The organism is Streptomyces yaizuensis, from assembly GCF_034961445.1.
GTDB lineage: Bacteria > Actinomycetota > Actinomycetes > Streptomycetales > Streptomycetaceae > Streptomyces > Streptomyces yaizuensis.
Genome location: NZ_BSBI01000001.1, coordinates 561,604 through 581,722, shown reverse-complemented (window position 1 = coordinate 581,722; position 20,119 = coordinate 561,604). Strand labels below are relative to the sequence as shown.

The window sequence follows — 20,119 nt, the reverse complement described above, 5'->3', positions numbered from 1 at the left end:
TGGCCGGATCCCGTACCTCCTAGCGTGAGGGACGGGACCTGGGGGGACGCCCGGTCCCGTCCATCACCCCACCCCATCTCACTCCCTCTCACCCACCCCACCCTCACTCGCATCAGGAGACCCCGATGAGCGATGTGTCCGAAGGAGGGTCCTCCCGCTCCGGGACGGATTCCGGGTCCAGACCCGGCCCCGGCCCCGGGGCCGTGCCCGCCGCCGGACCGCCGGACGGGCGGGAGCCGTCCGACGTGCCCCGCGCCCGTACGTCGGTACTGGCGCCCCCCGCATCCCCCGCCAGCCCGCCCCGGCGGGACGAGCGGTCCCGCAACGTCTACCGCTCCATGGCGGACGCGGAGCGCTCCGCCCTGTGGCGAAGACGGCTGCACGAGGCGGAGGCCGGTCTCACCGGTCTGCTCACCTCACTCGGCGACCAGGACGAACTGGCCGGCTGGTTCGCCCTCCAGGCCGAGCTGTTCGCCGATCTGCCCGATGCGCGATCCGCTCCCGCGAGCGAGTGGCAGCGCCTCTTCTTCCGCGGCCAGGCCCTGATGGAACGTTTCCTCGTGACCCGGTACGGCGAGAGCGTCCTCGCCGACTGGGCCCGCGCCAACGCCGAGGTGCACCGCCGGGTCGAGCCCGATCACGGCCGTGGCGCCGCCGACCCGCTCCACCGCGTCGCCCGGCAGGCCGAACTCTACGGATCGGACTACGAGTTCGACTGCGACGACGAGCGCTCCGCGGGCCCGGCGCGGCACGCGGCGGTCACCATCACCCACTGCGCCATCTGGGACTACCGGGAACAGGCCCGGCGCAACGGGGTCCGCCTCACCCTCGCGTCCCCCTGCACGTACTGCACCGAGGCGATCGGCTCCAATATCCGCGCCAAGGGCTACCTCCCCACCCACCAGCTGCGCACCGGCCCCACCGGCCACGGCTGCCGCTGGGAGGCCACCGCCCCCGACACACCCGAGGAGTCCTGAATGTGCGGAGTGACCGGCTGGACCGACTGGGAGCCGGACGGCCGGCACGGCGAGGCGACCCTGCGGGCGATGACCGAGACGCTGGCCTGCCGGGGCCCGGACGACTCCGGGGTCTGGCTCTCCAGGACCGCCGCCCTGGGCCACCGGCGGCTCGCCGTGATCGCCCCCGACGGCGGCGCCCAGCCCATGACGGACACCGGGGCCGCCGCCGCGCCGGGCCTGGTCCTCTCGTACAACGGGGAGCTGTACAACCACCCCGAGCTGCGCCGCGAACTGGCCTCCCTGGGGCACGCGTTCCGCACCCGCTCCGACACGGAGGTGGTGCTGCGGGCGCACCTCCAGTGGGGTGCGGACGCGCCGCGCCGCTTCAACGGCATCTTCGCCTACGCCCTGTGGGACGAGCGGCGGCAGGAACTGCTGCTGGTGCGGGACCACCTCGGCGTCAAGCCGCTGTTCTGGCACCCGCACCCCACCGGGGTGCTCTTCGGGTCGGAGCCCAAGGCCGTCCTGGCCCATCCCCGCTTCCGGGCCGAACTCGACGCCGAGGGCATCGCCGAGCTGTTCGCCCTGCCGGCCGCGCCCACGCCGGGCCACGGTCTCTTCCGGGGGCTGCACGAGGTGCTGCCCGGCCGGATCGTGACGGTGACCCGGAGCGCGACCCGTACCACCCGCTACTGGGCGCCCGAGCCCCGTCCGCACACCGACGACGCGGCCACCACCCTGCGCACCGTCCGCGAACTCCTCGCCGACACCGTGGAACGCCAGCTCGTCGCCGATGTGCCGCTCTGCTCGCTGCTCTCCGGAGGGGTGGACTCCAGCGCGGTGACCGCGCTCGCGGCCGCGGCCCGGGAACGGGCCGGACAGTCCAAGATCACCAGTTTCTCGGTGGACTTCCCCGGCAGCGAGGACCGCAGCCCCGACGCCTGGCGCACCGGGGCCGACGCCCCCTTCGTCCGGGCGGCGTCCGAGCACATCGGCACCCTGCACACCTCGGTGGTGATCCCCGACGACGATCTGCTCGACGCCCGGAACGCGGTGCTGCGCGCCCGGGACCGGCCCGGCTGGGGCGAGATGGACGCCTCGCTGCACCTGCTCTTCCGGGAGGTGCGGCGCAGATCCACGGTCGCCCTCTCCGGCGAGGCCGCCGACGAGATCTTCGGCGGGTACCCCTACTTCCACGACCCGAAGGCGCTGGCCGCCGGTACGTTCCCCTGGCTGCACGGGCGCACCACGCCGGCCGCGCTGCTCCGGCCCGAGGTGGCGGCCGAGGTGCGCCCCGAGGAGTACACGGCCGAGCAGTACCGCCGGGCGATCGCCGACACCCCCCGGCTCGCGGGCGAGAGCGGCCGGGAGCGGCGGCTCCGCGAGGTCTTCCATCTGGCGCTCACCCGCTGGCTGCCACCGCTGCTGGAACGGGTCGACCGGGTCAGCATGTCGGTCGGCCTGGAGGTCCGGGTCCCGTTCTGCGACCACCGGCTGGTCGAGTACGCGGCGGGGGTGCCGTGGGCGCTGAAGACCCCGGGCGGACGGCCCAAGGGGCTGCTGCGGGACGCGGTCCGTGATCTGCTGCCCCCCGAGGTGGCGGACCGGCCCAAGAGCGGCTACCCGTCGACGCCTGCCGTCCGCTACACCGAGGTCCTCGCCGCCCGCGCCCGGGACCTGCTCGCCGACGCGCAGGCACCCGTCTTTGACCTGGTCGACCGGGAGCGGGTGCGGCGGGCCCTCGCCGAGGGGCGCGCCCTGCCGGGGCCGCGGACCGCGCCCAACCCGGTCGGTGGACTCGACCATCTCGTCCAGATCGACGAGTGGCTCCGCGCCTACCGGGTGGGGCTGCGGTGAGCGCGACGACCCCGCGCCCGCGAGCGGTCGCCGAACACCCGCGCGCCGGTGACCGTACGGAGGGCTCCGCGCGCACGGCGGACGCGGCGGACGCCTACCGGGCCGCCGCCCGCCGCTGGACCACCGGCGTCGGTGTGCTGACGACCCGGTCCGGCGAGGACGTCTACGCCAAGACGGTCTCCTCGCTGTGCACCCTCTCCCTGGATCCGCTGCTGATCAGTGTGGCGGTCGCCGCCCGCAGTCCGCTCGCCGCCGCAGCGCGCGCCAGCGGCCGGTACGCGGTGTCGGTGCTCGGAGCCGGACAGGAGGCGGTGGCCCGCCGGTTCGCCGCGCCGGGCGCGGGCCACGCCCTGGGCCTGTTCACCCAGGTGCCGATGCGGGACGACACCGGGGTGCCGGTGCTGGAGGAGAACGTCGCCTGGTTCGACTGCCGGCTGCACACCGTGCTCCCCGGCGGCGACCACACCGTCCTCGTCGGACGGGTCGTCGGCTCCGGCACCACCCCCGGCGACCCCCTCCTCTACCACGAGGGCCGCTACCACCGCCTCCACCACCACCTGCCCACATCGCCGACAGGAGCCCGTGAATGACCCGACCGGAACCGTCCCCGGCCCTCGCGCACGAGGGGCTGCTGACCGGTGAGCGCTACCGCGCGTCGCTCGCCGACGGACGCGAGCTGTACCTCGACGGCAAACGGATCACCGATCCCGCCGGGCACCCCGCCTTCCGGCCCGCCGTCGACGAACTCGCCCGGCAGCTCGACCTCCAGCACGACCCCGACCACCGCTCCCTGCTCACCTGGAAGGACCCGGAGAGCGGGCTGCGGCTCGCCCGCGGCTACCAGCCGCCGCGGACCCTGGAGGAGCTGCGGACCCAGCGCCGCAGCGCCGAATTCTGGCACGCCGAATCCCTGGGGCAGCACGGCCGCTCCCCCGCCTTCATGGCGTCCATCGCCGTCGGCGTCCACGACTTCCGCCACCGCCTCGAACAGGCGCGTCCCGGCGCCGGGGCCAACGCGGACGCCTGGTACCGGCACTGCGCCACCCACGACCTGGTGCTCTCCCACGCCCTGGGCGATCCGCAGATCGACCGATCGGCCGACCCCGTGGACGACCCCGATCTCGCGCTGCGGGTGGTGGAGGAGAACGACCGGGGCGTCGTCGTCCGCGGGGCCAAGCAGCTCACCACCCTCGCGCCGCTCGCCCACGAGGTACTCGTCTATCTGTCGGCGTCGTTCACCCAGCGGCGCGGCGAGCGGTTCGTGGTCTGGTTCGCGCTGCCGCTGAACACCCCCGGGCTGATCACCCTCTGCCGGGAACCCCTCGGCAGCGCCCCCTGGGGCCACTCCCATCCCGTCGGCGCCCGCTTCGACGAGCAGGACGCCATGCTCTTCTTCGACGATGTGACGGTGCCGTGGGACCGGGTCTTCCTGCTGCGGGACGGGCTCCTCGCCCGGGAGGGACTGGCGCGGATCAACGCCTGGAGCGCCTACATCGGGCATGTCCGCTACCGGGAGCGGCTGCGGGCCCTGCTGGCGACGGCCACCCTGGTCGCCGAGTCCATCGGGGTGGACGGCTTCCGCAACGTCCAGGAGGACCTGGGCCGGCTCGCGGGCTACGCGGAGCTGACCGAACTGCTGCTGGACGCGGCGGAGGCACGGGCGAGGGTCACCGACAGCGGGCTCCTCGCGCCGGGCGACACCGCCGCCGGGCGGGTCTGGTCGGCGGAGATCGCCGGGGAGGCCGTCGACATCCTGCGCCGGATCGGGGCGTCGGGACTGCTGATGCAGCCCACGGAGAACGACCTCGCCCACCCCCGGCTCCGGCCCCACCTCGACCGCTACATGCGCGGGCGGGACACCGGCGCCGAGGAGAAGTCCCGGCTGTTCCGGCTCGCCTGGGAACTGACCGGGGACTCCTTCGGCCAGCGCCAGCACCTGTACGAGTACGTCCACCGGGGCGATCTCACCCGTAACCGCATCAATCTCTTCAAGCGGTACGACCAGAGCGGCCCGCGCGAGCGGATCCGGCGTCTCCTCGGCACACCTGTCCCCGCTCCCGCTCCCGTTCAGGAGGACCGCGCATGACCGCCCCCGCATCCGCCACCGAGGCCCAGGCCCGCACCCTCGCCGGCTACGACCGGGCCAGCGCGCTGCGGCAGGTCCACGACCGCGACTGGGTCCTCGGCGGGATCGGCGGCGAACCCGCCGTCCTGTTCGATCTGGGCTGCGGCATCGGGCAGTTGCTCCAGGAGGCGCTGGAGCGCTTCCCCTCGCTGCGCCTGGCCGTGGGTCTCGAACGCTCCGAGCACCGCATCGCCGAGGCGGGCGAACGGCTCGCCGCCCACGGACCCCGGGTCCGGCTGCACCCGGCCGATCTCACCGAACCGCCCGCCCTGCCGGAGCGCGCCGACGTCGTCACCATGACCTCGGTGCTGCACTGGCTCCACCCGTACGAGGAACGGATCTTCGCCTGGATCGCCGGCCGGCTGGCGCCCGGCGGCCGCTTCCTGCTCACGACGTACCACCCCGCCCGGGACGGTGACGGGTTCGGCGGGGAGGACGAGATCGTACGGGAGGCACTGGCCGCACTGGGGATCGCACCGGCGGCGGTGCCCGGCCTGTTCGCGACGCACGGGGTCCTGCCGATCGCGGTCCGCACCCGTACCCCGGGCGGCCTGGAGGAACTGCTGTCCCGTCACTTCACGGTCGACTCCGGCGCCGAGCGCGCGGCCCGGGTGTCGGTGGCGGACGCCCGCCAGTACGAGCACTTCCACGCGGCCACCTTCGGCGACTACTACGCGCGGCTGGTGGCACCCGAGCGGCGGGCGGAGTTCTTCACGGCGGTCGGCGAGAGCGCCTGGCGGCGCCAGCGGGAGCGGGGCCGGGTCAGCGACATGCCGGTCCGGCTGTGGCGGCTGGCGCCGCGCACGGACGGCTGAGCGGGGCCGTCCTCGCGGCTGCCGTATCGCGGGGGCGGGAGGCGCGGCTACGCTGGCCGGGCGTCCCGCCCCCGCCTCTTCCCGCTTCCCCCGGTCTTCGAGGAGACGTGCCCGATGTCGTCAACCCCCGCCCCCAGCCCGGAACTCGGCGCCTTCCTGCGGGCCCACCGCGAGCTGCTGAAGCCCTCCGACGTGGGTCTGGTGGCCACGGCCCGCAGACGCACCCCGGGGCTGCGCCGGGAGGAGGTCGCCTCGCTCTCCGGGGTGGGTCTCGCCTGGTACACCTGGCTGGAGCAGGGCCGGGTCACCGCGTCCCGGCAGGTCCTGGCGGCGGTGAGCCGGGCCCTGCGGCTGGACGCCGCCGGGCAGCGCCACGCGATGCGGCTGGCCGGGTACCACGACCCCGGCCCGGAGCCCGGCCCCCGGGACACCGCCGGTGACGCGCTGGCGGCGGCGGTCGGCCCGGTGCTGGACTCCTGGCCCGCGAGCCCCGCGGTGCTGCTGGACCGCCACTTCGACCTGCTCTGCTGGAACACGGCCTGGAGCGCACTGTGGGGCAGCCCCGCCTCGATCCCGGCCGACCGGCGCAATCTGATGTGGCTGATGGTCGCCGACGGGCGGCTGCGGACGGTGCTGCACGACTGGGAGCCGCTGGCGATGAACGTGTTCCAGCACTTCCGGGCGCAGGCGGGCCGTGCGCTGACCGACGGCCGGACGGTCGAGGTGTACGAGCACATGGAGCGGGACGCGCCGGAGTTCCGCCACTGGTGGGGATGCCATTCGGTGGCGGAACTGACGGCCCGTACGGTGACGGTGGAACCGGCCGGTGCGCAGCGGCTGGAGCTGTCGTTGTCGTCGTTCCACCCCGTGGACGACCCCAGCGCGCTGGTCCTGCTGTTCACACCGGTCGCGGAGGAGGGCCGGCGGCGGATGTCCGAGCTGGTGGCCCGCCCGCTGCGGCCGGTGGGCTGAGCCCCGGGCCGCCGGGGGGCGGTCCGGGGCTCGAATCTGTCGGCTCAGCGCTTGTGAGCGGTCCGGTCCTCCCCGGCCCCGGTGGCCACCCGGCGCGACCCGGCCGTGACGGCGAGCGCCCCGACGGCCGCGAGGAGGGCGAGTCCGGTGCCGATGACGAGGGTTCCGGCGGCGACATCGGCGAAGAGCCCCAGCGCCCAGGCGCCGACGCCGGTGCCCGCGTACATCGTGGACGTCAGCCAGGCGCTGGAGGTGGCGCGCAGCTCGGGGTCGACGGTCCCGGCGAGGGTCTGCTGATCGGTGACGAAGCCGCCGCTCGCGACGAACCAGAGCACCACGCCGACGAGGGCGGGCACCAGGGTGGGCCCGTACGCCGTGAGGGCGATGCCGCCCGCCATGAGGACTCCCCACAGCGGCAGGAGGGGCACCCCGCCGGTCCCGGCGGCACGGGCGCGGTCGCCGAGCCGTCCCCCGAGCAGGGATCCGGCGACGCTCCCGGCGCCCACCAGGATGCCGACGAGCCCGAGTGCGGTGACCGACAGGTCGAAGCGGTGGTCGAGCAGGGCCCCGAGGAAGGTGTACGCGCCCAGGTTGGCGGCGTGGAAGACGGTGTTGACGACGAGGGCACGGCGCAGCGCGGGATCGCCCCAGGCGGCGAGCACGGCCCGGGCCGCCCCGGTACGGGCGGGCGCGGGGCGGCTCGCGGGGATCTGGCGCAGCAGCAGCGGCAGCGCGGCCCCGGTGGCGACGGCCATGGCGAGGAACGCGGAGCGCCACCCGGCCGCGTCCGCGAGGAGGGCCCCCAGCGGCACGCCGACGACCTGCCCGCAGGAGAAGAACGCCATGCCGAGGCCGAGGGCCCGCCCCCGCACGGCGTCGCCGGCGGTCTCGGCGATGTGCGCCCAGATCGCGGGGCCCGCGGCCGCGGCGGCGAGTCCGGCGACGGCGCGGGAGACCACGAGCAGGGTGAGCCCGGTGGAGAGGGCGGCGATGACGTTGGAGACCAGGAAGAGGACGGCTCCGGCGATGAGTGTGCGGCGTCTGCCGAAGCGGTCGCTGAGCAGCCCGAGGAAGGGGGCGCAGACGGCGTAGACGAGGACGTACGCGGTGACGGTGGAGGCGGCGGCGGCCTCGCTGACGTCGATGTCGTCGGCGATGGACGGCAGCAGCGGGGAGACGAGGAAGGTCTCGGTCCCGAAGAGGAAGAGCAGGGCGAAGACTCCGGCGTACCGCAGTCGGTCGAGGGTCTCGGGGCCGGCGGGGTCCGGTGGAGCGGTCACGGATTCACTGCCTTTCGGGCATCGACGGGGGATCCGCGGACCGGCGTGGTGCCCCGGGGGCGGCTTCCCGGCCCGGCGGCGGGCCCGCCGGCGCGGTGGACCCATCGTCCGCGTGCGCGGCGGGCCGCAACCAGTCAGCCGTTGATCCTGTGACCGCCGGTCACAGGCTCGCCGCCGCCGGGGGCGTCTCCGAGTGGGCCCTTCGCTGTCCGTGTGGCGAAGAGCGATGACGACTCCGCCGTCCGTTGCAGGTCCAGAAGCAGGAGTCCGAAGCCCCACTCTCCTGTCAGGTCAGCGCGAGCATGCTCGCGCCCACTTCGCGTCCTCGGAGAAGGCATGTCGACGTCATGGCATGTCTGCCCCGGACCCGCCGACGAGAGCCCCGAGGCAGTGACGGAGATCGGCATGCGCAACGACCGGGCGACCGGATAACCTGAAGCGATCAACCGCATGCACGGGGTGACCGTACCACTTGACGATCATGGCCGCACGCGCCCGCCCACCAGCCCTTTCCGGGCCCGATCTCACATTGATGCACTCATAGCGCAACCCCTTGACAGCGCTCCGCTACCACCCTTAACTCTGCTGAGACTTTGTGAAAAGAGTGAATCTCTAAGTCTGAATGGGTGGATGAGGCACAAGTGAATCGCGTTCTCCGGCTGAGGTGCCGGAGCAGAGACCGGTTGACAGCCCGCGGAATGGCCGGAGGTCTCGCCATCGCGCTGACAGCCGGTATCGCACCGGCAGTTGCGCAACCCTCCACAGGGGCTGTATCGACCGTAATGCCAGCCCGGACACCAACCGGCCTCCCCGCCGGACCGGTTGGGGCCGACCGGACTGACGGGGGGAATCCCTCCGTAGCCACCACTGATGCTGCGCTCGCGGAGGCAAAACGTTCCGGCACCCCGGTGGAGGTCGCCTCGCTGCGGAGCGAGACCAGCGATGTCCTTGCCATGCCCCAGGGCAAGCTGGAGTCCCGCATTCATCTTCGCCCGGTGCGCGTGCGCACCCAGAGCGGCTGGAAACCGGTCGACACCGATCTGACCCGCTCCCCGGCGGGAAGGGTTCTCCCCAAAGCGGCCACGGTCGAACTGGAGTTCTCCGGTGGCGGCAGCACACCGCTGGTACGGATGGAGAAGGCGGGGCGGGAGCTGTCCTTGTCCTGGCCGGACCCCCTGCCCGCCCCCGAGCTGAACGGTCCCACTGCCACCTACCGCGAGGTACTGCCCGGAGTCGACCTGCGGATGGGGGCCAAGGAGGACGGCTTCACCCAGCTCCTGGTGGTCAAGTCCGCCGAGGCCGCGGCCAACAAGAGGCTCACCGAGCTGCGGTTGGCCCTCGGATCCGAAGGGCTGGAGGTGCGTCAGACCACCAGCGGCGGGCTGACGGCGGTGGACGAGAGCTCCCAGGGGACGGTGTTCGAAGCCCCCCGGCCAGTGATGTGGGACTCCAGCACTCCGTCAGGCGGCAGCAATCAGCCGACCCCTGCCACCCAGAAGCAACCTGCGGGCAAGCGGGCCGCCGCATTCCCGGCCGGCGAGTCGGGTGCTACGGAGCCAGGAGCCGGCGATTCGGGCAAACTGGCCACGGTCGGCGTGGAACTGCCCGCTGCCGGTGACACACTGGTCCTCAAACCGGACGCCACAGTGCTCACAGGACCGAACACCGTCTACCCGGTGTACATCGATCCGCAGTGGAACTCGCCGCGGGCATCGTCGTGGACGATGGCTTCGAAATACTGGGACAACGAGCCGCAGTGGGAGTTCAACGGCAAGTCCACCGAGGGACTGGGGCTGTGCAACTGGTACTACTGCAACCCCCATGACACCAAGCGGCTCTTCTACCAGATCGACACCTCGGGCCTGGCCGGCAAGCGGATCGAGAAGGCGGAGTTCATCGTCCGCAACACCTGGTCCGCTTCGTGCTCCGCACGTGGGGTCGAGCTGTGGCAGACCAAGGCCATCAATGACCGGACGACGTGGAACACGCAGCTGACACCAGGCTTCTGGATCAAGGAGCTGGCATCGCGTTCCTTCGCCCACGGATTCGAGGGCTGCGTGGCGAAGGACGCCGAGTTCGACATCAGGGCAGAGGCTCAGGCGGCCGCCAATGACCGGACGCCGACCATGACCTTCGGTCTCAGAGCGGCCAGCGAGACCGACGCCTACGCCTGGAAGCGCTTTTCCGACCGGGCTCATCTGCGCGTGCTGTACAACCGGCCGCCGCCGCAGATCAAGCACACACAGATGTTCATGGAGTACGGCGGCGCCTGCCCGGGGAACGCCACTCCGGCCCGGGTGCGCAGCCGGGGCACCATATCCGTCAGGGATGTCACCGATCCTGACGGTGACGCCGTCCAGGTGAAGTTCCAGGCGAGCTGGGACAGCGGTGACGGCAAGGGCGTGATTCCGCGCTGGACGCCCGCCTGGACAACCAAACAGTCTTCCCGCTCGACCTTCACCATCGAACTGCCTCCCCTGCCCGTGGATCGTGAGGTCTCGTGGTACGTGAAGTCACGCGACGGCGAGGGAGCGGGGAGCGCGGAGTCGCCCTGGTCCAACGCCGGCGACCCGACCGGTTGCTACTTCATCTTCGACAACAAGGTCCCCAAGGCCCCCAGCATCACCTCTCGCGAGTACCCTGCCTCCAACAACGCGAATCCGCAGGATCCCTGGCTGGACGGCGTCGGCAACTACGGGCTGTTCGAGATCAAGGCGTCCGACAGCGATGTTCAGCGCTACCGCTACGGCATCAACGGCAATCCGACCGAAGCGAACACACTGTCGACATCGGGCGGGGCGGCCAGAACGATTCCCGTCCTGCCGTCCCGGCCGGGGCTGAACTATGTCACCGCACAGGCGTTCGACGATGCCGGCATCAACAGCGAGATCCGCACCTACCAGTTCCGCGTCCGCTCCGGTCAGCCGGAACGCGCCGTCTGGGCGATGGACGAACCGGGGCAGCGGACGGAGGTCCAGGGAACCGCGGGTGACCGGTCCGCAACCCTCCACGGCGGAGCCACGCCCGGCGTGCCAGGGGCAGTGGGAACAGCCGTGTCCTTCGACGGCGTGGACGACTACGCACGGACCGACCTCTCCTCAGTCGCCACCGAGGCGGCCTTCTCCGTCTCCGCCTGGGTGAAGCTGTCGAAGCTGCCGGAAGGGGCGGCGGTCATCGCGGCCCAACCAGGAAACCACCGCCCGGGCTTCGAGCTCTACTACTCCAAGAGCTACGACCGGTGGGTGTTCAACCAGTACACCGCCGACACCGCAACCGCCACCCCGGTGCGTGCCATGGCATCCACCGCAGGCGGAGTACGTGCGGGTGAGTGGACCCATCTGGTCGGCACCTACAGCCAGGGCGCGGGGGAGCTCAAGCTCTACGTCCAGGGCAAGCTGGTGGGCACGGCACCACATACCGGATCCTGGGACGCCCGCCGGGGGTTCCAGATCGGCGCGGGTTCCTACAGCGGACAGCTCGAATCCTTCTTCCCTGGTGCAATCGACGAGCTGCGCGTCTTTGACAAGCCGCTGTCGCCGACCGAGGTCACCCTGCTGCACTCCAAGCAGTCCATCGGTGAGGGCCGCCCCGCGCGCGCCGTCTTCCCGCTGGACGAGCCTGCCGGTGCCACCGACGTCATCGGCCGGGCCGATGTCGACGCGGCTGCCCTCAGGGGCGGCGCCGTCACCGGCGTGAAGGGCATGGACGGCCACGCGCTCAAGCTGGACGGCAAGGACGACTACGCCGTCACCACCGCCCCGCACCTCAACAACCAGCGCGGCTTCGCCGTAGCGGCATGGGTCAGGCTCGACTCCGTACCGGGCCAGGCGGCGATTGTCGCCACTCAGGCGGGCACTCACAAATCCGGCTTCGAGCTCTACTACTCCAGTGCGCTCAACAAATGGGTGTTCAACCAGTACGCCGCTGACAGCCCGGAAGCGGCACCCATCCGGGCCGTCGCCGAGGACAAGGAGGTCAGGGCCGAGGCGTGGGTGCATCTCGTCGGGGTCCACGACACCGTCGCCAACCGACTGACGCTCTACGTCAACGGCGCGGAGGCGGGCCGTACCATCGTTTCGGAGACCTGGTACGCGGGTGGCCCGGTGCAGATCGGCGCGGGCTCCTACGATCGCCGGCCCGGCTCCTTCTTCCCCGGGCTCATCGACGACGTACGCCTCTTCGACCGACCGGTCTCCGGCCCCGAGGTGCAGGCACTGTTCAAGCAGCGCGCCCTGGTCAACGGTCGCTGGAACTTCGAGGAGGTCAGCACCGGAACCACGGTGACCACCCCCAACGGGCTCCCCGGCGGCACGCCGCTGACCCTGCGCGGAGCGGCGAGGCTCAGCGACGGGTCCCAGGTGGACAACAAGGCGCTCGAACTCAACGGCTCCGACGCCTTCGCCACGATGTCCCAGGTCCCGGTGGACACCAGCGGCAGCTTCACCGTCACCGCCTGGGCGCGGGCCACCGCCAAGCCCCGGCACAGCGTCGCCCTCATCGGGGCCGACGGCGCCCTCCGCAGCGCCGTCGAGATCCGCTACCTGCCGGGTAACGCCGCCAACCCTGCGGACCCCGGCTACTGGGAGGTGGCCGTCGCGGACAAGGACAGTGTCAACCCCGTGGACAAGCCGGTGGTCAAACGCGTGAAGCACACAGCTGGCTTCCGGGTGGACGCCTGGACACATCTCGCTCTGGTCTACGACGGCCATGACAAGGAACTCCGTCTCTATGTCAATGGCTCCCTCCAGGAACACGAGTGTGCCGACACCGACGGGGACGGCAAGAACGACGACTCCACGTGCGTCGACCTCCTTTCCTGGACCGAGAACGCCCTGGTCTTCACAGCGGGCAAGAGCCTGCTGATCGGCCGGGCCCGGAACGAGACATCCGGCAAGCCCTTCCCCGGCCTCATCGACGATGTATGGGTCTTCCAGGGAGCACTGAGCGGCACCCAGGTCGAGATGGTGAAGGCCAGGCTGTTCGACGCCCCCACCGAGGTCCCCACAGACATCTGACACCGAACGCGCACGGCGCCCGGGCTGATGCCCGGGCGCCGTCCTCGGCACGCCTCGGGCGTGTCTCCTCCACTCATGGTTCATGCGCGCCCCGACCCGGAACGCGCGACATCCGACATTGAGGAATGCACCCATGAAACCCCCATTGGTACGCCTGCGCAGAACCTTGCTCAGGCGTACGACGCTGGCCCTGTCGACGGTGATGATCGCCACCGTGATTCAGGGCGTCACCTTTCCGGCGGAGGCGGGGATCCGCACCCCGCCTCCGTTGCCCGGGGTTCCCTCGGCCGAAAAGCCGATCGCCGGAAGTTTCGGCACCACTTCCCTTGCCCGGGCCGACTGGCGCGGCCCTCAGGGCCCGCGGCAAGCTCCCCCGGCGTCCTGGCCCACCGCCGGAGGGACCACGGTGACCGTGGCACGTGCCGGATCCGGCGTCGCCGTCCGGTCCGCGCAAGCCCAGAAGGGCCTCATCCGGGTCACTGCCGCAGCAGCGAACACCGCCGGGAAGCAGCAAGGGAGCACGTCGGCCGCACGGCGGACCGCGCCCGCTACCGTCGAAACCCATGTGCTCGACCGAAAGCAGACCGAGCGCGCTGGGGTGAAGGGTGTTCTGTTCACTCTTGAACCCGGCCGAGGTACCACCTCAGCACAGTCCGGTCCGGTCGACGTCGCCCTCGACTACGCCGACTTCGCGGGGGCGTTCGGTGGCTCCTACGCCTCCCGGTTGCGCTTGGTCGAGCTTCCTGCCTGTGCGCTGACCAACCCCGCCAAGGACGCATGTCACACCGCGAAGCCCCTCCCCACCGGCAATGACACCGCCAGGAAGACTCTGACGACACAGTCCGTCGCCATGCGCGTCGGTACGCCGACCGTACTGGCCGCCATGGCGGCCCCTGAGGGCGACAGGGGCACCTACAAAGCGACCTCTCTGGCGTCTTCCGCCTCCTGGAAAACCAATCTCAACACCGGTGACTTCACCTGGTCGTACAGCATGCCTGTGCCCAGTGTCCCCGGGGGGCTGGTGCCCAAAATCGGCCTCCACTACGCCTCAGGGTCCATCGACGGTCGCACCGGCAACTCCAACAACCAGGCGTCCTGGGTCGGTGACGGTTTCGACCTGTCGCCGGGTTCCATCGAGCGCCGGTACAAGCCGTGCTCCGAGGACGGCGTAGAGAACGCCGACGGCAGCAGGCCCGGCGACCTGTGCTGGGCGTACGACAACGCCTTCCTGTCCTTCAATGGCAAGGGTGGAGAACTCGTCCCGGTCAATCTCGAGGAAGGCACCTTCAAGCTCAAGAACGACGACGGCACCAAGGTGCAGCGCCTCTTCAGCCCGGATCGGGGCAACGGCGACAAGGACGGCGAGTACTGGCTGCTCACCACTCCCGACGGCGTTGAGTACTACTTCGGCTACAACCGGTTGCCCGGCTGGACCGAGGGGAAGGAGGCCACCAACTCCACCTGGACCGTCCCCGTCTTCGGCAACGACGCGGGAGATGAGTGCAACGGGACCGACTTCGCCAAGTCCTGGTGCCAGCAGGGGTGGCGGTGGAACCTTGACTACGTCCGAGACCCCCACGGAAATGTCATCACCTACCACTATGACAAGGAGGAGAATTCCTACGGCCGCAACCTCAAGAGCGAGGACGACACCCCCTACACCCGCAGCGGTTACCTCAAGCGTGTCGACTACGGTCTGAAGGTAGGTCGTGTCTACACCGACAAGCCCCTTGCTCAGGTGGACTTCGAAAGCAAGGAGCGGTGCCTGCCGGAGGCGGGTGTCACCTGTCTGCCGGACACCATCAAGGACAAGGCATTCCACTGGTTCGACACTCCCTGGGACCTGAACTGTGCTGCGGGCAGCACATGCGACAAGGGCCGTCTCTCGCCGTCCTTCTGGAGCCGTAAGCGGCTGACCGGGGTCACCACCCAGACGCTCAACGCAAGCGGCGGCTACGACCGCAACGACAGCTGGAAATTGGGGCATCGCTGGGGCAGGGCGGACGTCGACTACCAGCTCATCCTCACCGACATCCAGCGCACTGGGCACACGGCCGCCCCGGCCGTCACCCTGCCGCGGACCACCCTCCACTACACCCAGCTGGAGAACCGGCTCGACAAATCCGGCGACGGCTACGCCCCCTTCATCAAGGAGCGACTGTCCACCATCGACGACGAGATGGGGGGCAAAGTCAGCGCCAATTACTCCGCAGCCGTCTGTGACTGGAACGCCCTGCCCACTCCGGAGAGGAACACCACCCGCTGCTACCCGCAGTACCTTGGCGGCGACGCCACCAGCGCGGCGGAGACCCATTGGTTCAACAAGTACGTCGTCACCTCCGTCACCACCAGCGACCGGACCCGGAGTGGCGCTCCCGACGCGGTGACGCGCTACGAGTATCTGGGGGACGCGGCCTGGGCCTTCGACAAGGACGACGGCCTGAGCAAGGAAAAGGAGCGGACCTGGTCCCAGTGGCGCGGATACGGACACATCCGGGTCCAGTCCGGCGGCCAGGGCGGCGCCACCGCCATGAAGTCGCAGCAGGACACCTACTACCTGCGGGGTATGCACGGCGATCGGGCCGGCGTGAAGCCGGAGGACGGCACGAAGCTCGCCATCGTGAACCTGGGCGAGGGCGAGGGCCTGCCGATCACCGACCATGAGGCCCTCGCCGGCTTCAGCTACAAGAGCATCGTCTTCGACCAGCCCGGGGGCAAGGTTCTCTCGAAGACCGTGAGCAGGCCCTGGCACCACGAGACCGCCAAGAAGGAGCGCTCCTGGGGCACGGTGACCGCCAACTTCACCGGTAGTACGCAGGTGAAGGGCTGGGAGTCGCTCGACAGCGGCGCGGGCGCCAAGTGGCGCACCAATTCCACCGAGAACAGTTACGACACGGTCGCAGGCCGGCTCGTCAAGGTGGACGACCTCGGCGACGACGCAACCGCCGAGGACGACCAGTGCGTCAGGACCACCTACCCCACCGGTACCTCCGCCATCCTGAGCCTGCCCTCCCGGGTGGAGACCGTCGCCAAGGCCTGTGCGGCACCGACCGATCGCACCAAGGACGTCATCACCGATGTTCGCATGGCGTACGACGGCAAGCCCTACGACGCGGCTCCGGTCAAGGGTGATGCCACGGCCAGGGCCGTCCTCAAGAAGCGGGACGCCGCACAGGCGGTCTATCTGGAGACAGGTTCGACGTACGACGGTTATGGCCGCGTACTCACCAGCACCGATCTGACCGCCGATGTCACCGTCCCGACAGGCAAGGGACCCACGCGCACGGCACGCACCGACGGCCGTACCAATACCACCGTCTACATCCCGGCGAGCGGCCTGCCCACACAGGTGAGGGCCACTACCCCGCCGGCCGACACCAAGGTCCCGGGCAGCGCGCAGACGTCTACCCAGAGCCTCGGCGCGCGCGGACTTCCGGTGCGGGTCACCGACACCAACGGCAACGTCACCGAGCAGACCTACGACGCGCTCGGCCGCAGCTCCAAGGTCTGGCTCGCCGACCGGAGCACCACCGAACTGCCGAGCCACGAGTTCGTCTACCACATCCAGGACGGCAAGCCGTCGGTAGTGGTCAGCAAGACGATCAACAACACCAACGGACAGATCTCCTCGCAGGTCCTGTACGACGGCCTCCTGCGAGAGCGTCAGACCCAGTCGCCCGGACCGAACGGCGGCACCATCCTGACCGATGTCTTCTACGACAACCGTGGCAACGCCGTCAAAACCTTCGCGCCCTACTACACGACGCAGAAGGCCAAGCCCGAACTCTTCACCCCTGATGAGGCGCTGTCGGTCGAGACCCAGACCCTCACCACCTACGACGGCCTCGGCCGCGAGACCCAGGTGCGCCAGATCGCCGGCAACAGTGACGGCGGCGCTGTCCTGTCCACCACGACAACCGCCTACGAAGGCGACCGCACCACCATCGTCCCGCCGACCGGCGGCACCACCATCACCAACCTCCTCGACGGACGCGGACGCATCTCCGAGGTCCGTCAGCACCACGAGCGTTCCGCCGACTCCGCCTACGACTCCACCCGGTACCGTTACCACCCGAGCGGTCAGCTCTCCACGCTGACCAGCCCGTCCGGAGCCACCTGGAGCTACGACTACGACCAGCTAGGCCGCCCGACCGAGTCCAGCGACCCGGACAAGGGAATCACCAAGAGCTCCTACGACGACCGCGGTCAGTTGCTTTCCACGACCGATGCCCGGAGCAGGTCGCTCCATCACATCTACGACAACCTCGGTCGGAAGACCGAGCTGCGGGAGGGCAGCGCGACCGGAACCGTGCGCGCCAAGTGGGTGTACGACACCGTTTCCCAGGCCAAGGGGCAGCTCGCCGAGTCCATCCGCTACCACAAGGACCAGGCGTACATCTCCAGGGTCACGGCCTATGACCGGCTGTACCGTCCCACCAGGACAGCGGTGGTCATCCCCGGCGCCGAGGGAGATCTCCTCAAGGGCACCTATCAGAACGCCACCGCCTTCAAGCCGTCCGGTCTGACGGCATCGGTCAGCTACTCCGCCGCCGGCGGACTGCCCGGTGGAGCGATTGTCACCGCGCATGACGACATCCTCCGTCCCGTGGGCATCGCGGGTGACGGAGTGTCCGCGAGTATCGCCCACAGTCTCACCGGCAAGCCGCTCCAGTACACGATGAACCGGACCGACGGCAAGAAGGTCCAGGTCACCAACACCTTCGAGTGGGGCACCCAACGGCTCGCCACCTCCCGGGTCGACCGCGAGGAACAGAACGGCGTCGACCGTCATGTCACCTACCGCTACGACGACGCCGGCAACGTCCGGTCGATGGCCGATGTCTCCCGCACCGGCACCGACAACCAGTGCTTCGCCTATGACCACCTCGCCCGTCTGACCGAGGCATGGACCCAGTCCGCCACCACCTGTGCGACCGCCCCCGCGACGGACAAGATCGGTGGACCGGCCCCCTACTGGCACAGCTACCGCTACAACAAGGCCAGCAACCGCGCGACGGAGATCCTCCACGACCCCGCCGGCCAGACGGCGAACGACATCACCCGTAGCTACACCTACCCGAAGGCCGGGGAGCCTCGACCGCACAGCCTCCTCTCGGTCTCCAGCACCGGCCCGGCTCCGGAGACCAGGAACTACGGCTACGACGCCGTCGGCAACACCGAGACCCGTCCGGGCCAGAACCTCGAATGGGACATCGAGGGCAGGCTCGCCAAGGTCACCGAGGGCAGCAAGGTCACGGAGTATCTGTACGACGCCGAAGGCAATCGGCTCATCGGACGCACCCCGACCGAGACCACCCTCTATCTCGGCCACACCGAGATCACCCTGCCCAAGGGCGCCACGGCGACCAAGGCCACCCGCTATGTCCCCATCGGTAGCGGTCACACCGCAGTCCAGAACAACGACCGCACCCACACCTTCACCATCGCCGACCACCACGGCACCGGGCAGCTCGCCATCAACGCGTTCGACCTGAGCGTGAGCCAGCGCCGCAGCCTCCCCTTCGGCGGCATCCGGGGCGACGCCCCCGCGTCCTGGCCCGGCAGCAAGGGCTTCGTCGGTGGCACCGACGACACCAAAGCAACCGGTCTCACCCACCTCGGCGCGCGTGAGTACGACCCGGCCATCGGCCGCTTCATCAGTGTGGATCCGCTTCTCCAGACCAGCATCCCGCACACCCTGAACGGCTACAGCTACGCGGCGCAGAACCCGATGACCAGCTCCGATCCCAGTGGCCTCGGTGTTCCCGAGTGCCACACCGGAGTCCTGTCGAAGTGCAACAACGGCGCCCCCACCAAGGACTCCGGGTACCACCCGGAGCGGGAGCCGAGCACCTGCGTCAAAGACTGCTACAGCGGCGAAGAGGCAGGCACGGGTGGCGGCGGCGGAAGCGGTGGAGGCGGTCACGGCGGCGCGGCCAACATGGGCGGCGGCGGAAGCGGTGGAGGCGGAGGCAAGTCGAAGGGCTTCCTGGACGGTGCCTGGGCGCTGGGTAGGAACATAGTCGAAATACCATCGGAGGTGCTGTACGGAGGCATCTCAAGCGCCGCTCACACGTCCGAGCTCTTCGGATGGACCTTCGATGGCGACTGCTGGAACGGCGGCGCCGGCGCTCCCGGCTGCGACTACGGAACCCAGTGGGACAACTACATCGGCGAGCACGGAGTCGACACCGGCAGTGCCGGCTACCAACTCGCCGGGCTCGTGGGCACCTTGCTCGGCCGCAAGCCGATGGGGAAACCAAGCACCAAAACAAAGACCAACAGCAGGTGCCCCAACTCCTTCCTCGCCGGTACCGCTGTCCTCATGGCGGACGGAACGACCAAAGACATCGAGGATGTCGAGGTCGGTGACATGGTCATGGCCCTGGACCCGGAAAAGGGTGAATGGGGATCCCGAGCAGTCACGCATCTCATCCGCACCGACGCGGACCGAAAGCTCAACAAGCTCTCCATAGCGACAGAAGGCGGCGTCCAACCGCTCATCGCGACGGACGAGCACCCCTTCTGGTCCCCGTCCGAGCGTCGCTGGGTCAACGCGGTCGACCTCAAAGCAGGCATGACCCTGCTCACAAACGTCGGCACCACTGTCCTGGTTACGGCCAACCGCGCTTACGCAGAGCGGGTCAAGACCTATAACCTGACTGTGGACGATCTCCACACGTACTATGTGGTGTCGGGCGGGACAGCGCTTCTCGTCCATAATGCAAATTGCACACCAAATCCGGGGACACGGTTCGATGTACCCAACACGCCGGGCATATACACAATCCACCTCAACGACGGATCGAAATATGTCGGCAGTTCAATTTCGAGCAAATATGGAATGAGGGACCGCGTGAATAAGTCAATGCGCTCCAAGCATTCCGTAGCCAAATCCGGATATGGTCCGGACGACGTCGAGAACGTCACATACTTCGAACTACCCGCTGGCATCTCAAAAACCGTCGCACGTCGAATCGAGCAAACAATGATGGAGGGATACAAGGAAAATGGCGTCACGCTAGTCAATACAAAGGATCCAGAAATACCCGTAGCGACCGGTGGCTATCTGCCATGATTCCTTAAAGGAGAGGTT

The 20,119-nt window shown here is 69.8% G+C and carries 9 protein-coding genes; 8 read left to right on the top strand and 1 reads right to left on the bottom strand.

All coding sequences use genetic code 11. From position 1 onward, the window contains the following. Nucleotides 1-125 precede the first annotated feature (125 nt). The 6 genes from SYYSPA8_RS02110 to SYYSPA8_RS02085 all read left to right on the top strand — a co-directional run bounded on the left by SYYSPA8_RS02110 (nt 126) and on the right by SYYSPA8_RS02085 (nt 6,728). Nucleotides 126-977: a hypothetical protein gene (locus tag SYYSPA8_RS02110; RefSeq protein WP_323445148.1), complete on the top strand. Its 852-nt coding sequence runs from the start codon at nt 126-128 to the stop codon at nt 975-977. Next, nucleotides 978-2,816 (top strand): asparagine synthase (glutamine-hydrolyzing), encoded by a 1,839-nt coding sequence (asnB, locus tag SYYSPA8_RS02105; RefSeq protein WP_323445147.1) that lies wholly within the window; start codon nt 978-980, stop codon nt 2,814-2,816. Next, nucleotides 2,813-3,406, top strand: coding sequence for a flavin reductase family protein (locus SYYSPA8_RS02100; RefSeq protein WP_323445146.1), 594 nt, complete (start codon nt 2,813-2,815; stop codon nt 3,404-3,406). The genes asnB and SYYSPA8_RS02100 overlap by 4 nt, the downstream gene beginning before the upstream one ends. After that, nucleotides 3,403-4,902: a 4-hydroxyphenylacetate 3-hydroxylase family protein gene (locus SYYSPA8_RS02095; RefSeq protein WP_323445145.1), complete on the top strand. Its 1,500-nt coding sequence runs from the start codon at nt 3,403-3,405 to the stop codon at nt 4,900-4,902. Before SYYSPA8_RS02100 ends, SYYSPA8_RS02095 begins: the two co-directional genes overlap by 4 nt. Further along, a complete protein-coding gene (locus tag SYYSPA8_RS02090) occupies nt 4,899-5,756 on the top strand; it encodes a class I SAM-dependent methyltransferase (RefSeq protein WP_323445144.1) in 858 nt (285 codons plus the stop codon). Before SYYSPA8_RS02095 ends, SYYSPA8_RS02090 begins: the two co-directional genes overlap by 4 nt. A gap of 114 nt (nt 5,757-5,870) precedes the next feature. Beyond that, on the top strand, nt 5,871-6,728 hold the full coding sequence (locus SYYSPA8_RS02085) for a helix-turn-helix domain-containing protein (protein WP_323445143.1): 858 nt from the start codon (nt 5,871-5,873) through the stop codon (nt 6,726-6,728). 44 nt (nt 6,729-6,772) lie between these two features. Here the strand turns inward: SYYSPA8_RS02085 and SYYSPA8_RS02080 are convergent, their stop codons facing one another. Further along, the gene (locus tag SYYSPA8_RS02080) at nt 6,773-8,008 is read right to left on the bottom strand and encodes an MFS transporter (RefSeq protein ID WP_323445142.1); all 1,236 of its coding nucleotides are present in this window, start codon (nt 8,006-8,008) and stop codon (nt 6,773-6,775) included. A gap of 782 nt (nt 8,009-8,790) precedes the next feature. On the opposite strand from SYYSPA8_RS02080, the gene SYYSPA8_RS02075 reads away from it, so the two are divergent. Beyond that, entirely contained in the window at nt 8,791-13,023 is a 4,233-nt protein-coding gene (locus tag SYYSPA8_RS02075; protein ID WP_407705884.1) for a LamG domain-containing protein, read from the top strand. Nucleotides 13,024-13,156: 133 nt separating this feature from the next. Beyond that, entirely contained in the window at nt 13,157-20,101 is a 6,945-nt protein-coding gene (locus tag SYYSPA8_RS02070) for a polymorphic toxin-type HINT domain-containing protein (RefSeq protein WP_323445140.1), read from the top strand. Nucleotides 20,102-20,119 lie beyond the last annotated feature (18 nt).